The following is a 15,333-nucleotide window of genomic DNA, read 5'->3' as shown; positions in this document are numbered from 1 at the left end:
AACTATTTCTCTACAAATTTTTGTATTGAAATTCCATTAATGATCACATCTTTAAGCACTGATTTTCCTTCTTTAATATGTACCAATGCATATACATCGTTTTGTGTATTGTTTCGATTATTCTCTCTATATGCTTTTTCCGCATCATAAGCCTTGGTTTCTTCCATATAAAATCTATCGAAAGGCAGTTTAAAATTTATAACATCTTTATGATTCCCTGTTACTTTGGCAATAACATAGTCTTTATCCAATCTAAGATCAGTTTTACTTAACGAATGTACCTTGGCATAACCTGCATCATCATTTTCTATATACACAAATATCTTATCTCCTTGAATATATGTTGTATCTGCCATAGTAAAAGAATTCATCTCGTACTGTAACGTTATATATTTCCCTCTAAAAGGATCTGTTGGGTCTATTGGTCTGGTTTTGAACTTATATACTTCTCCTGAACTCAATACATCTTCCTGTTGCCAGATCATTTGTAATGGAACAAAAATCTGTATCAATGCTACTATTACAAACCCTATAAATACGTGAATTATCTTCATAATTGTAAATCTTTTAATTGTTTTGAAATTTTCTGCTGTCGCTTCAACATAAAATAGTTCGTTAAAAAGAATCCTGTTCCCGCTAAAACAAATAAAATTCCTTTTACTATAAATCCCATTCCAGTATCAAAAAACCTACACGCTATAAGTATTGAGATAATAAGTAATCCATAATTAAGAATTTTAAAATCAAACTTGTCTGCACCAATTTTAATTGCCGAAATCCCTAAAGCAAACACAAGTATATTCATAAGTATTACGGGTAGCGCCCCAAAGGTCGAGAACAAAAAATATACGATCCAGAATACTACAAAAGTTACCTGAAATAAATTTGTTGCTCTCCATCCTTTTTTCCAGATTGAGTATCCTAAAACCAAAAGCGCTATTGCAAGTAGAACTAGGGTCATATACCATTCGTGGGTATTGTAATTGGGGTTATCCGGAAACTCACTCCATATCCATTTAAACGTAAAGATTAGCATGCAAATTACTGTTCCTAGTGACCCTATAATTAAAGAACCATTTCTAAAGACCTTCAAATCTCTAAATACTGGAAGTCTTCCTATGTTATACAATACTCCAAAAAGTGTGATGTACATTACAAATCCAAGAGTATCACTAGTTCCAATAAAAGCAGCCAAAGCAATTGTTATACTTATGGGTATTGCCCAGTTAAAGATAGTTAGTGTGTTGCTGTTTATTTTCGTTTTAATTAACCTCCAATACTGAGGGAGTATGGTCAAAAATAGTACTATATACAGCCATGGAGTCGTATTATCTCTAAATCTCCACAGACCAATTTCTAGTGCATAATAGGTACTTAATAATATTGATAATAATGCCACAGCATTAGATCGCAACAGATAAATCAAGGGCAAACAAAGAGCAACCCAAGTGAGCAAATACACTCCTAAATCTCCTGGAATATTATAGATTTGACTTATCAAAGCGATACATGCGCCTACCGAAAAGAAAAGGAATGTAGCAGATGCTTCTTTCCATGTTTTACTTTTTTCTTTGAGTATAGAAAAACCTGTTAAAAATTGCCCTACTAGCAATGGCAAAAATGCTAAGATTGTTTTTATGGTTCTTGAGAATTCATCCCAATTATGAGCCAACATTAAAATAACACCCGACCCAATCAATAATGCACCAAAAATCCCGAAAACCGTAAATAATTTATTCGGTTTCCCGATATCTCTGGTAGCATAATACTGCTCTATTTTATCTGCAAGCTCTGGCGAGATCACCTTATCTTTTACCAATGTTTGCAGTTCTTTGTTAAACTTTGAACCCATGTTATACTATTGTTTAGTTATAAAGTTAATAAAAAGACGACTGCAGCCACACAGCCGTCTTTTCAAATCATCAAAACAAGAGGCCTCCCCCCGGATGTTCATGTAACCATTTGCACAATTAAATAAACACGGCCTCTTCTTTTGATTTCTTACTTTTCTTCTTGATTTTCTATAAACTTTTTATCCCTGGTATTTTTCTGTACTGCAATTGCAGCAAATAAACTTAGGGCAAAAGACATCCCATAGAACCCTTTTTCACTTAACTCCAGATCGGCATTCCATAAACCGATAATTAATAATAAAATAGAAGTAAGTGTTGTAAACCAACTAATCCCATAATAAATTTCGGTTACCGGGATGCCTTCTAACCTATCCCTAACACTTTTTTGTACAGATACTGCAGAGAACAATCCAAATAAGAGGATCGTGAAGTAGTACCCTTTTTCATTAAGCAACATATCTGCATTCCATAAACCAGTACAATACGATATCATACCAATAAACAATGCAGACCATGATGCTGATATAAAAGCCGGTGTTGGCTTTTGATCATATGTTTTGTTTTTTTTCTTTTCCTTTTTTTCTGTTACCGTATCCTGAGATACGTCGTTACTAAATTTGTAATCCATGATAATTTTGTTTTTGATGATTAATTTATGGTACAAATGTGCAGTGGTTTTATCTCTGGGCAAATTCTATTTTTTCAAAAAACTTACGATATAATTTATATTTATATAATAAAAATATAGTATTTATAGTATATTTGAACCACAGCTAATTACGATATAATGAACATCATTTCATCTATAATTCGCACTTTATCTGATGAAGAGAAGAGAAGTTTTATTGCGCTTTTGAAACAAAAAAACAAAAGAAATGATACTAAAAACATACAATTATTTAAGCTTTTAGACACTGCTGAGGAAGTCAAAAACCTAGACATAAAAATCTACGGAAAACAATCTAAAGGAGCTTTTCATGCGTTAAGCAAAAGGTTACATGATAGTCTAATCGATTTTGTTGCCTCGAAAAGTTTAGAAGGAGAAACTTCTGAAGAAATGGAGATTCTTAAATTATTATTAGCGAGTAGAATCTTTTTTGAACAAAAACAGTACAGGATAGCGTTTAAAACTTTGAATAAAGCCGAGCAAAAAGCAAAAATATATGATCTTTACAGCATTTTAAATGAGATTTACTACACCAAAATTCAATATGCTCATCTTAACACATCACTATCACTAGAATCGCTTATTCATAATTTTAAAAACAATAAAGCATCAATACAACAAGAAGAAAACCTTAATCTCTTTTATGCAACGGTACAGAACAAACTTATCCAACATCATCAGGATTTTGTTGTCGTAATACAAGATGCTTTATTCAAGTTTGGGATCTCGACCACACAAGACCTTACCTTTAGGTCTTTATTTAAGATTTTAGAAATCACCAACAAAGCCGCACAGGCCTCTAGAGACTATTATACCATTCTTCCTTTTGTAGAAGAAGCCTACACCCAAATCAACACTAAAGAAGATCTCATTGATAAGCATCTATTCTACCATATACAGATTTTGTATTATGTAGCCAATGCTTATTTTAGGAATAAGGATTTTAAAACATCGAAACATTATCTGGTATTGATGACGAACCAGATGCATAAAAGCCAAAATAAGTATTACCGTCGGTTTTTTCCTCAATATACCTTATTACACACCCTAAACCTTAATTATACGGGGCATGCCGATCAAGCCATTGCCACCCTCGAAACTTTTGATGACAACCATCATAAAGAACAGACTTCTTACATTTTAGACCTAAAGCTAAGCCTGATTGTATTTTACTTTATGCAATCCCGCTTCAAAGATGCATTAGGTATAATATCTGGTTTTTATCATAGCGACACATGGTATACCGAAAAAACCGGAATCCTTTGGGTTATTAAAAAGAATCTGGTCGAGATTTTATTGCATATTGAACTCGATAATCTAGACCTGGTAGAATCTCGAGTAAACAGCTTTAGAAAAAAGCATAGCAGCTATCTCAAAAATAATGGTGAAACCAGAGCACTTGAATTTTTAAAACTTGTCCTCGAATATTATCGAAACCCCGAGATCATTACTACAGCTTCCTTTAAAGAAAAAATCCAGAATACGCTAACCACTCCAGATCCTGAGCAGGAAGATATTTTTGAAATGAGTTTTTATGCCTGGTTAAAAGCGAAAGCATATAGAACTGATCTGTACAAAACAATATTGGAGTTAGTACACCGCAAATAAAAGTTTGCCATGGCCAGTGAGATAAAGCTGCTTCTCCATCATAACTATAGTTAATTGTAATATAATTATCTATCATGACGCTTATGTATTTGTTATCTTGGTTACAGATCATAATACGTTTATCATCAATCATCATAAACAAATCAGAAAACTCACCATGAAAAAAAACCTTATACTACCCTTAGTATTTATCTTTATCTCGAATTTGGGAGTAAACGCACAAACCGAAATTGAGCTGATCAACACTACATTACAACATTATATAGAAGGTACTGCCAACGGAGAACCCGAACGATTAAAAAAAGCATTTCACAAAGATTTCAAACTATTTATTGTGGATAGCGATACCCTAAAAGTTATAGATGGAAAGGGCTATATCAAACGTGTAGAAAAAGGGAGAAAATATAACCGAATCGGAAAAGTAATTACTATTGATTATGAAAACGATGCTGCATCAGCAAAGATCGAAGTATATTTTCCTGACAGAAATAGAGTAGCAACCGACTACCTGCTACTATTAAAAATACAAGGAACATGGAAAATCCTTCATAAAATCATCAACCTTAATACTTTTGAAAACGTTGCAGATTTACAGGCTAAAAACACACTAGAGATCGACAAGATCAATACCACCTTACTACACTATATAGAAGGTACAGCCAATAGCAAACCCGAGAGACTAAACAAAGCGTTTCATAAAGACTTTAATTTGTATTATATAAAAAAAGATACACTGGGTATTATCCCAGGAAAGAAATACATAACCAACTTCACCCAAGGCAAAACATTTAATCGAATTGGAAAAGTACTATCTATAGATTATGAAGATGATGCTGGTCTTGCAAAGATACAAGTACTCATACCTGATAGAGACCGAGTAGCCATAGATTACCTATTACTGCTAAAAATAAAGGAAGAATGGAAAATAATTCATAAATCCTTTACTTCTAAAACATATCGTAGGTAAACAACTCTTTAACCTACCCCATTCGCTACCCCCTAAGGGGTGGTTCTGAACCACCCCTAACCCGGTTATAGACCGGTTCGAATCGGTCCTGAACCCCTTATTACATCTACCAAAGTCCTTCGAAGCGGTTCTACACCCTTTCGAATAGGTTGTATAGGTGCTTAGAGCAGGTTATAGACCGGTTATAACAGGTTCTTAACCTATTGGAATGGGTTACGAACCGTCTCAAACCGGTACACCAACCTATTATAATGAGCAAAATACCCCTTCGAAATAGTATACAACCCATTCGAATGAGCAATCAACTACCCCAGCATGAGCTAGACACTCATTAAAAAGGATATTAAACTATCTCGAATCTATAAACAACCACCTAATCATAACTAATAAACCTATTGAAAAGGGTGTAGAGCCTCCTTCAAATAGATATTCTACCTCTTGCAACGATTATTGTAACAAATTTGATCAATTCTTGTCAAATAGTAAAGTGTAATATGAGTTCAAATCCTAATAAAAAAGAAGATATAAATTCGCAAAACGCAGCTGATAACTCACTAAACTCTTCAGAATGGTTTGGTGCGATTATTAGATATTTATGCCACTTAGGTAAAAAAGATTTTAATTCATTTTACACCCCAAAACAACTTAAAAAAAATGCTCTTGTCGGTTATATATTTAAAATAATTATGGTCTTAATTTTAATATTTTTTGGATATCACTATTCTAAAATTTGAGTATCCATGTTCGACGTATAAACAATCTACTTTCTTTTACAAATATTTACGTTATTCTTTTAGCGCTTCAAAAGTTTAAAAACCTGACAATTACCTCCCTTACATAAAACGTATGTATTATAAATATTTTATAAAATTAAAAACAACAAAATCTAAGAATACAACGTTATATATTTTCTTATAAACCAAGTCAAACTATTAATGAGTATACTACCACAGTATGGGTTACTACAATTAAGAAACTCTGCGAGAATATATACCAAAGATGTTACTGAAAGCCTACAACTCTTTAAAAAAGAAACCAAAAACCTTAAAGTAACGCTATTTATTTCTCATCATCCTGATGAACTAGAAGAACTGGATAGTGCCATTAACTTTCTAAAAGGTTTTGGAGTTCTACTACATGCAGATTGGCTTGATAAGAGTATTCCTAAAGATAAAAGTGATGCTACTACAAAACAGTTGCAACAGCAAATACGAGAAAATAGTAAATTTATTTTTTTGGCTACAGAGACAGCAGTTCAGGATAAATGGTGCGATTGGGTACTGCGATTGGCTGCAACCATAAAAAAGCCCGAAGATATTGCTGTTTTACCGATACGAGAAGATTTTAGTGACTACGGCGGGGCAGAATATCTCAAGAAACATGCATACATCAAAGAAAACGATTTTACGGCACAGGCCTATGATGTAAAATATCCCAATGGAAAAGAAATAGCACTTAGTAAGTGGTTTGAATCGTAAATAAAACCCCTTCTATCTATTTAACAGAAAGGGGTTTATATACATTTATTTATTATGCAGTTATAGATTAGCGTCTGGTTATAATATTAATTGTGTATTCTTTTTCAGAACCATCCTCGGCAGTTACTATATATTTTGCACCACCACTTACACTAAAGTCATTGGCAATTTTATTACCTGGGTTTACTGTAGCTTTATCAGATATTACAATGGTAGGCTTTAATGCAGTAAAGTCTGAACCATCTGCCATTTCTAAGGTAATTATATTGGTGTCTTCATCTATGGTAAAATTTGTTACATCACCACAGCAATATCCAGGATTATCTGCTGCTAACATTGTAAAAGAAGTTATGTCTTTGGCATCAGATTTTAATACTGTAATAGTTACTGTATATACTGCTGTAGAACCATCTTCTGCAGTTACTGTATAGGATACAGGTTGGGTAAAATCAACTTCAGTCTTATTACCTGGGCTCACTGTAGCAGCATCAGAAATAGTTAAGGTTGGAGTTAATGAAGCTGCCGAAGAACCAATAGGCAACTCTGCACTAATCGTTTTAGCATCTTGATCAATCGTAGCTGTAATATCTGCAGACAATCCTTCATTATCGACTGCCAATAATGAAAATGCTGTTATTTGTTTTGCATCACTTTCGGTTACTGTTGTTGGCACATCACCTCCTGTAATAGCAACATCATCATCGCTGCTACAAGAAACACATATAAAAAAGCTCAATGCTAATACACTTAATTGATTTAAAAATAATTTTGGGGTTTTCATTTCTTTTAATTTTTATGTTTATTTTCCTTTACTTTAAAAATCATGCAAACTTATCACTGCAAATAATTTAAAACTTGTCAAAAACTTTATTTTAACCCTTTTTACAGATAGTTGTAGCACAATTACCCTCTTTAATGTGAAAACAATTAAAAGTGTTACCCTAAATTTTTGAAATATTCTATGTAAACAAAGCTCTGAAGTCAAAAAATGAAGTTATTCACTATTTACCATAAAAAATAATGAAACTCCAAACCTAAACACAAGGCTGGAATGATGCAAAGAATTAGTATAACAAAAGGCATCAAATAAAAAGATTTTTCCAATGCATTAGAAAACCTATATCGACCCTTTCACCATAGACAGGAATTAAGTTTTTATTTAAAAAAAGATTGACCTTTAATGTAAGTTTAGCATCCCGAGTTCACTTCAATAGATAAAAGTGGCTAAAACAAAGTACTTGACACTGTATTCACTGCGGCTATAGTTTCATCTAAATCTTCATAAGTAAGTGCATCTGTTATAAACCAGGTTTCAAAAGCACTTGGGGCTATATAGATCCCATGATCCAACATACCATGAAAGAATTTTTTAAAAGTATCGTTATTTCCATTGGCTGCTGTATCAAAATCTACTACCTCGTCTTTAGCAAAGTGTACAGAAATCATAGACCCCACTCTATTGATTGTATGGGTGACATTATGATGCAACAAGGCTTTTTCGATCCCTTCATGTAAATATTCGGTTTTTTCTGCTAAGCTCTTAAAGATTTCTGGAGTGTTATTAAGCTCATTAAGCATAGCTAATCCTGCTGCCATAGCCAATGGATTACCACTCAAAGTACCGGCTTGATATACTGGACCTAAAGGTGCTAGGTGATTCATAATTTCCTCTCGTGCTGCAAATGCCCCTACCGGCAATCCTCCTCCGATTACTTTACCAAAAGTAACGATATCGGCATCTACTCCTAATAACTCTTGCGCTCCTCCTTTGGCAAGTCTAAAGCCAGTCATCACCTCATCAAAAATTAAAAGTATACCATGCGTATCACATAAAGCTCTCAACCCCTGAAGAAATCCTTTTATTGGTGGGATACAGCCCATGTTGCCCGCTACAGGTTCAATAATAATGCAGGCAATTTCGTTTTTATTAGATTCGATAATCTCTTCAACTTGATCTAGATCGTTATACCTTGCTAAAAGCGTATCTTGAGCAGTACCTTTAGTAACACCTGGACTATTGGGGCTTCCAAAAGTAACAGCGCCACTACCCGCTTGGATTAGAAAAGAATCGCTATGCCCATGATAACAACCTGCAAATTTGATTATTTTATCTTTACCGGTATACCCTCTAGCCAAGCGCACAGCACTCATACAAGCTTCTGTTCCTGAGTTGACAAAGCGTATTTTATCAATATTAGGCACCATAGAAACCGCTAACTCTGCAATCTGGGTCTCGATTTCTGTAGGCATCCCAAAGCTAGTTCCTTTTTTAGTTTTTTCGACCACTGCATCAACTACAGGAGGGTGTGCATGCCCCAAAATCATTGGTCCCCAAGAATTGATATAATCAATCAATCGATTACCATCCTCATCATATAAATATGCTCCTTTGGCTTCTTTAACAAATATGGGGTCTCCTCCTACGGCTTTAAATGCTCTAACTGGTGAGTTAACTCCTCCTGGAATTACTTTTTGTGCTGCTGCAAATAATGCACTGCTTCTTTGGTATATCATGATTAGTTGAAATCTTCTTCTTCCTCATCTTCGGCAGCTACTTTAAGTACTTGCCCGACATGTATTGTATTGTCTGCGAGGTTATTATATGATCTAAGTTCTTGTACAGAGATTTTATACCTTCTTGAGATAGAATATAAGGTATCTCCTTGTTGTACCACATGACCTCCATCCTGAGTACGAATAGGTGATGTTACTACTGTGGCAATATCTTTTTTGACTTCTTTTTTGATTTCTTTACGAACCCTATTCTTATTGCTACGACCCAGTACCTGATCGTCAAAAGTATACAATTGATATCTTTCGATAATACCTATAAGTTTTTCTGGATACTTTTTATCGGTAGCATATCCTGCTTCTCTTAGTCCTCTTGCCCAAGATTTATAATCTTTTTTATTGAACGTAAAAAGTCTTGAATATCGTTTTCTATTCTTTAAAAACAAAGAATGATCTCTAAAAGATTCGCTGGCATTGTCATATTTTCTGAAGCACTCTTGAGAAAGATCATCATCATGATATACGCGATCACCTTTCCAATTATGGCATTTAATTCCAAAGTGATTTTTTGCTCTTTGAGTCAACTCTCCATATCCTGCTCCCGATTCCAGAATTCCTTGCGCCAGAGTAATACTGGCAGGTATACCATAAGTCTTCATTTCACTCATCGCTATTTCAGAAAATTCATAGATATAGCGTTGTACTCTTTCTTTGTAAGGAATTGAAGCCGGAGCTTTTTTGCGAGGAGTAACATCAGGTAATTTTTCTGATTTAATTGCTTGCGCCTTACGTTCTATCTTAGTTGTTCGTTTGGGTACTGTTGTTTCTGTTCGTGAAATAACTGTTTTTTTACTTCCTCCGCAAGAAATCAAAAAAACAGCGACACATAATAGTGAAATAAATTTCCTCATTTTCTATATTAAGTTGTAATAAGGGGTAGCTTCTTTTTCTTTAATTTTTCGTTCATCCCTGCTATACCTTGTAACCCTCCGGTATGCACGGCTAAAATACGAGTATTTTTTGGAAAAACACCTTTATGCACCATGTCAAAAATTCCATAGAGCATCTTACCCGTGTAGATTGGATCTAATAAAACATTGTGTTGTCTATAAAAATCATTTATAAACTCTACACCTTCTTTATTTATTTTACCGTATCCTCCAAAATGATAATCGGTTACCAATTTCCAATTTGTCCTGGACGTAAATTTTGAAATCTCTTCGGATAAAAAATCACCCTTCAAAGCTGGAAACCCTAATATAGTTTGACTAGTATTACTACTATTAATAATACCCGAGATAGTACCCCCTGTACCTACGGCAGTGCAAATAAAATCAAAACTTTCATCTTGTTTTGTAAGTATTTCTTCGCATCCTTTAACCGCCAACTCGTTTGTTCCGCCTTCAGGAATTAAAAAAAAAGAACCGAACTCTTTAGCCAATTTCTCTAAAAAAGCTTCAGAAGTTTTTTCTCGGTAGTCTTCTCTGGTAACAAACCTAAGACGCATCCCATTAGTATTGGCAAAACGTAAAGTGTCGTTTTCTGACAAGGTTTTATCGATATTTTTACCTAATTCATCACCCCTGATAACACCAATACTGTCTAGTCCTACCATCTTTGCTGCTGCAGCGGTTGCTGTGATGTGATTACTATAGGCTCCTCCAAACGTCAAAACTGTATGATGTTTTAATCGCTTAGCTTCTGTAAGATTGTACTTTAATTTTCTGAATTTATTCCCGGAAACATCTTTATCAATCTGATCTTCTCTCTTGATATAAAGTGAAACTTGTGCATTATCCAGAATCGGATGATTAATCTTTTGATTTTCTGAAAGTACAGTTTCCGAAGAAAAAATATGCATTTAAAAATATTTAATAAAACTCCAGGGTTTTCTCTTTTTTAGATAATTAAGATCATCTTCATTGTAGTAAGCTTCTCTCTCAAAAGAAATATTACGATACGCTAATTGTAAGTTTCGATATTGAAACACCCTAATAATATATTCTGCAAAATAAAGAATATAGAATGGCAATACCAACAACTCTGCTTGTTGTCTGATATGAATTTTTTCGTGATTAATAAAGGCTTCATCATCTTTAAGGAATGAATCTTTGACTACAATAAATGGCCAAAGAGCTAACCCAACAAAGTGGCGTCCTATCAAATATTTGTTAACAACAATGCGCATATAATTACAAGATACTATTTTTGTATTAGATGAGTAACCCTAAAAAAATATTAACTCCAAAAGAAGGAGATTATTATATTACCCCAGAAGGGTATCGATGTTTTACAGAACAATATCACCTTAGAAGGGGGTATTGCTGTGAGAGTGGCTGCAGGCATTGCCCATATGGCTATGACAAAAAAACGAATAGCTACTCAAAAAAATAGAAACAAGATCTATGCCATGGTATGATTATTGTGAGCAATAATCGTAAAAGCTATTGTTAAATCTCTAAAAAATATAGGATTATGAAATTTTTATCACTTGTATCATTAATCCTTATCATAATGCTTAGTTCCTGCTCTACGGTACGTGTAGCTTCAGATTATGATAAGCAGGCAAATTTCAATACATATAAAAGTTTTGCTTTTTATAAACCAGGAATTGATAAAGCAGAAATTAGTGATCTAGACAAAAAACGTATTCTAAGAGCTATCGAAGCAGATATGACCTCTAAAGGATTTATTAAATCAGAAAATCCCGATATGCTTGTTAGTATTTTCACAAAAACCCGAGAAAATGTAAATCTCTATCAAAATAACTGGGGCTGGGGCTGGGGTCCAGGTTGGGGTTATGGCTGGGGATGGAATCCTTGGTTCTGGGGTCCCAATTACAATACCGTTTCTCGTGTGACTGAAGGCACTTTATATATAGATCTTATTGACGCTTCTAAAAAAGAATTGATATGGCAAGGAATGGGAACAGCCGCCTTAACAGAAAGAGTAGAAAAAAAACAAGAAAAAATGAATAAAATTGTGGGTGCAATCCTCGAAAAATACCCGCCACAAATAAAATAAGACCAATATTTCTTTACATGGGTATAGCCTTTCTTTTTATAGAAGGGCTATATTTTTTTATGTACATTTATACGAAACATGAAAGTATACCCTATGCGTAATTTTTTACTTGGTGCACTTATAACTGCCCTTTTGGTATTCGGAATAAAGTATTTTATCGATCAATCTACGGCTAGAAAAACTGAGCTTCAATCATCAGATCTTATCCTTAATCAAATAAAAAATGTTGGTAAACTTGTAGTTACAGAAGGCCATTTCTCTGAAGTGATCAATTATAAAGAGAACAAAAAAGTGTATTCTTTTATTCCTACAATAAAAACTGCATTGGTGGTTGTCAACGCAAAAGTGGAAGTATCTTATGATCTTAGTCAGATTGAGTATATCCTTAATAAGGATATTAAAACCGTAGTGATTACTAAAATTCCTGAACCTGAAATTAACATCAATCCCGATATAAAATATCACAGTCTTGAGTATGGTATTTTAAATCAGTTTAACCCAAAAGATCATAATTTAATCAGACAAAAAGTAGTGCAACAACTTAACAAGAAGGTAAAAAAGTCGTCTCTAGTAACGAATTCTGAAAATCGACTCATTAGTGAACTACAGAAGATATATATACTCACTAATTCGTTAGGTTGGACCCTAAAATACAACAATACTATAATCGACAACCAACTTAAGTTTGAAGAAGTATTACCTTGAAAGCATCATAAAAGCTCCTATCTTTTATATCAAAATTGCCATCCTGAACCCCAAAGGTTCAGGATTCATAATACAAACTCAACTCTTTTATGAATTCTGATCTTTTATTAACAAAGTACGGCATTAATCCCACACTTGGATATCAGAATGACAATGTCTTTTTATAGTGATACAAAAAGATGGAAAGATTTCTCTTTCCATCTTAAAATTTAAAAAATCTACATAGTATAGCATTCGTTTGTCCCTCAAACCCTATAATATTTTACAGATTATTTATTTGTTTACACTAATAAAACGAGCTAGTTATTATATACCCTACCCCCCTAATTCCAATTTATTTTAAAAAATGTTACAACGTGAGTGATTTTAAATCCTCTAACGCCTTTTATAAATTCTTTGAATAGATATAATAAGCCTAATACAGATTCGCTTGGGCTGTTGTGAGCATAAATGTTATTTTATGTGATTTATGCCCTTTTGATAATCAAACAGGCATACGCCTGATTGATCACTAAAAATACTTAATTAGGCTACTAGTTTTCATATAAGTATTTGTGAGATAATTGAAGAGGGATTGAGTTATTTCATACTATAGTCTTTGTTTAGAATATAGTAGCGATGTTCATCCCATATCTTGCCATTTTTAAATACAGCTTTTTCAGATATTGCCTCCTTTTTATAACCATTATTTTCCAAAATCTTCATAGAAGCTACATTATACTCAAAAATGCCTGCAAATATTCTGATTACGTTTAATTCGTCAAATCCATATCTGGTAATTAATCCTACAGCTTTAGTCATGATTCCTTTTCCCCAATAAGGTTCACCAATCCAATATCCTATTTCTGCGGATTTTTTATATACATCTTTTTGTGGTATAAGACTAATTACTCCACAGAGTTCACCATTGAATTCGATGCCAAAACTTTGCCTAGGATTTTGCTCTTTAGTTAGATTTATAAAAACCTCGGCATCTTTTTCGGTGTACGGATAAGGAAAATAATCTCTTACATTATCCCATACCTTTTTATTATTAGCCAGTATGGTCAATTGGCTAACATCAGAAAGCTTTAGTTGTCGCAATAGAATATTTGAATCCCCCATTAAAACACTTATTTTAATTCAAAAATATAACATTTTAAAAAACTCATAAATCTCTGCTTTATAATCAAATAATTATTTACAAACGGTTACAAATAATTACAAACGAAATTAAACACTTCCTAACCGAATCTCTAAAACAGACTCTTCTATGTTTGCATTGTCGAAACATCAGAACTCGATAGTATCAATTGTTTAACACGTAAAACTAAAATTATGAACACGCTAAAAAACAAAGTACAGTTGATTGGAAACTTAGGACAAGAACCAGAAATTATTACTCTAGAATCTGGTAAAAAATTAGCCAAATTCTCAATCGCTACAAATGATTATTATTACAACAAACAAGGTGATAAAATAACAGATACGCAATGGCATAATATTGTAGCTTGGGGTAAAACTGCAGATATCATCGAAAAATATGTAAACAAAGGGCAAGAAATTGCCGTTGAAGGTAAACTGACCTCTAGAAGTTACGAAGATAGTGAAGGCCAAAAAAGATACATTACCGAAATAGTTTGTAATGAACTATTAATGCTAGGAAATAAATAGAAAGCTTTTTTACAATTCTAACAATCAAAAACCCCTAATCCAGGGGTTTTTTTACTATTCAAGAACATAAGGAATTGACTTGCAAATTTTTAGTAATTGTCGCCTACAGTAAGTTTCCACAAATTAATACTACTAAGGTCTTATCAAAATTCACTACTTTTAACTATACTAACTTATAAACCAACTCTCTTTGAATACATATACCAAATATTGGTTTCTGGAAGGATTTAATCTTTTTAATAAACTTGGCAGAATTACAATGATGCGTATGTGTGAGATTCTTGAAATGGAAAACATTGATAAAGGAGGCACAATTCAATTACTAAACAAGGATAAAAAAAGCATCTTTTTTCTTAAAAAAGGAACTATTAAAATTGTAGACACGTCTAATAATGCTGCAAAATATATTGTAAAGAAGGGACATATTTTTGGAGAATTATCATTATACGATGCCCAAGCTGCAGCAGAAGAACAAGCAATAGCCCTAGAAGATTGCATCGTATGCTATATAGAAGCTGATCGTATGGAAAAGATTATGGAAAAACATAAATCTTTAAAAAATGGTGTACTAAAAGTATATGGCCTACGCATTAAAAAATTAGAAAGAAGACTTAAGGATTTATTGTATAAAGACAGTAATTCTAGGATCACAGAATTCATTAAAGACTATATTCAAGAGTTTGGCGAAAATAAGGATGATACAGTCGTCGCCAAAAATCTATTGTCTCATAAAGATATTTCACATCTTACGAATACCTCAAGACAAACAGTTAGCAATGTTATGAGTGCTTTAAGAAAAAATGGAATTATTAATTATAATTCCCAATTCATATCAATGCAGAAAAAATTACTTCCTACTTAAATCAG

General features: G+C 33.2%; 18 protein-coding genes. 9 read left to right on the top strand and 9 right to left on the bottom strand.

The annotated features are described in order from the left end of the window. Positions 1-2: 2 nt before the first annotated feature. The 3 genes from JJQ60_RS03035 to yiaA all read right to left on the bottom strand — a co-directional run bounded on the left by JJQ60_RS03035 (position 3) and on the right by yiaA (position 2,481). Positions 3-554, bottom strand: a complete 552-nt coding sequence (locus JJQ60_RS03035) for a GDYXXLXY domain-containing protein (protein ID WP_201916495.1) — start codon at positions 552-554, stop codon at positions 3-5. Beyond that, a complete protein-coding gene (locus JJQ60_RS03030) occupies positions 551-1,852 on the bottom strand; it encodes a DUF2157 domain-containing protein (RefSeq protein WP_201916493.1) in 1,302 nt (433 codons plus the stop codon). Before JJQ60_RS03030 ends, JJQ60_RS03035 begins: the two co-directional genes overlap by 4 nt. 149 nt (positions 1,853-2,001) lie before the next feature. Next, complete coding sequence (yiaA, locus tag JJQ60_RS03025; protein WP_201916491.1) at positions 2,002-2,481, bottom strand: inner membrane protein YiaA; 480 nt, start codon at positions 2,479-2,481, stop codon at positions 2,002-2,004. Between the two features lie 159 nt (positions 2,482-2,640). Here yiaA and JJQ60_RS03020 point away from each other — a divergent pair, with 159 nt between their 5' ends. The 4 genes from JJQ60_RS03020 (at position 2,641) to JJQ60_RS03000 (ending at position 6,573) form a co-directional block, all read left to right on the top strand. After that, entirely contained in the window at positions 2,641-4,128 is a 1,488-nt protein-coding gene (locus JJQ60_RS03020; protein WP_201916489.1) for a hypothetical protein, read from the top strand. A gap of 157 nt (positions 4,129-4,285) precedes the next feature. Then, on the top strand, positions 4,286-5,095 hold the full coding sequence (locus JJQ60_RS21965; RefSeq protein ID WP_236669024.1) for a nuclear transport factor 2 family protein: 810 nt from the start codon (positions 4,286-4,288) through the stop codon (positions 5,093-5,095). A gap of 494 nt (positions 5,096-5,589) precedes the next feature. Then, positions 5,590-5,829, top strand: a complete 240-nt coding sequence (locus JJQ60_RS03005) for a hypothetical protein (protein WP_201916487.1) — start codon at positions 5,590-5,592, stop codon at positions 5,827-5,829. A 201-nt stretch (positions 5,830-6,030) separates the two neighbouring features. After that, on the top strand, positions 6,031-6,573 hold the full coding sequence (locus tag JJQ60_RS03000) for a TIR domain-containing protein (protein WP_201916485.1): 543 nt from the start codon (positions 6,031-6,033) through the stop codon (positions 6,571-6,573). A gap of 67 nt (positions 6,574-6,640) precedes the next feature. On the opposite strand, the gene JJQ60_RS02995 is transcribed toward JJQ60_RS03000, so the two are convergent. From JJQ60_RS02995 to JJQ60_RS02975, 5 genes are all read right to left on the bottom strand, one after another. Continuing rightward, a complete protein-coding gene (locus JJQ60_RS02995) occupies positions 6,641-7,354 on the bottom strand; it encodes a DUF5018 domain-containing protein (RefSeq protein WP_201916483.1) in 714 nt (237 codons plus the stop codon). A 443-nt stretch (positions 7,355-7,797) separates the two neighbouring features. Further along, on the bottom strand, positions 7,798-9,087 hold the full coding sequence (gene hemL / locus JJQ60_RS02990) for a glutamate-1-semialdehyde 2,1-aminomutase (protein ID WP_201916481.1): 1,290 nt from the start codon (positions 9,085-9,087) through the stop codon (positions 7,798-7,800). Between the two features lie 2 nt (positions 9,088-9,089). Further along, a complete protein-coding gene (locus JJQ60_RS02985; protein WP_201916479.1) occupies positions 9,090-9,995 on the bottom strand; it encodes a glucosaminidase domain-containing protein in 906 nt (301 codons plus the stop codon). Positions 9,996-10,003: 8 nt separating this feature from the next. Then, positions 10,004-10,945: a 1-aminocyclopropane-1-carboxylate deaminase/D-cysteine desulfhydrase gene (locus JJQ60_RS02980; protein WP_201916477.1), complete on the bottom strand. Its 942-nt coding sequence runs from the start codon at positions 10,943-10,945 to the stop codon at positions 10,004-10,006. Continuing rightward, a complete protein-coding gene (locus JJQ60_RS02975) occupies positions 10,946-11,272 on the bottom strand; it encodes a hypothetical protein (RefSeq protein WP_201916475.1) in 327 nt (108 codons plus the stop codon). A gap of 29 nt (positions 11,273-11,301) precedes the next feature. Here JJQ60_RS02975 and JJQ60_RS02970 point away from each other — a divergent pair, with 29 nt between their 5' ends. From JJQ60_RS02970 to JJQ60_RS02960, 3 genes are all read left to right on the top strand, one after another. Continuing rightward, on the top strand, positions 11,302-11,478 hold the full coding sequence (locus tag JJQ60_RS02970) for a DUF5522 domain-containing protein (RefSeq protein WP_201916473.1): 177 nt from the start codon (positions 11,302-11,304) through the stop codon (positions 11,476-11,478). 81 nt (positions 11,479-11,559) lie between these two features. Beyond that, on the top strand, positions 11,560-12,108 hold the full coding sequence (locus tag JJQ60_RS02965) for a DUF4136 domain-containing protein (protein WP_201916471.1): 549 nt from the start codon (positions 11,560-11,562) through the stop codon (positions 12,106-12,108). Positions 12,109-12,201: 93 nt separating this feature from the next. Continuing rightward, positions 12,202-12,813 (top strand): DUF4230 domain-containing protein, encoded by a 612-nt coding sequence (locus JJQ60_RS02960; protein WP_201916469.1) that lies wholly within the window; start codon positions 12,202-12,204, stop codon positions 12,811-12,813. Between the two features lie 579 nt (positions 12,814-13,392). Here JJQ60_RS02960 and JJQ60_RS02955 read toward each other — a convergent pair. Then, a complete protein-coding gene (locus JJQ60_RS02955; RefSeq protein ID WP_201916467.1) occupies positions 13,393-13,917 on the bottom strand; it encodes a GNAT family N-acetyltransferase in 525 nt (174 codons plus the stop codon). Positions 13,918-14,130: 213 nt separating this feature from the next. Here JJQ60_RS02955 and JJQ60_RS02950 point away from each other — a divergent pair, with 213 nt between their 5' ends. Beyond that, positions 14,131-14,466 carry a single-stranded DNA-binding protein gene (locus JJQ60_RS02950; protein ID WP_201916465.1) on the top strand — a complete coding sequence of 112 codons (336 nt, stop codon included), beginning with the start codon at positions 14,131-14,133 and terminating at the stop codon, positions 14,464-14,466. Between the two features lie 190 nt (positions 14,467-14,656). Next, on the top strand, positions 14,657-15,328 hold the full coding sequence (locus JJQ60_RS02945) for a Crp/Fnr family transcriptional regulator (RefSeq protein WP_201916463.1): 672 nt from the start codon (positions 14,657-14,659) through the stop codon (positions 15,326-15,328). The last annotated feature ends 5 nt before the right edge of the window (positions 15,329-15,333 follow it).

This window comes from Aquimarina mytili, from assembly GCF_016735115.1.
In the GTDB taxonomy this organism is placed as follows: Bacteria; Bacteroidota; Bacteroidia; order Flavobacteriales; family Flavobacteriaceae; genus Aquimarina; species Aquimarina mytili.
This window is presented reverse-complemented; position numbering and strand designations above follow the sequence as displayed.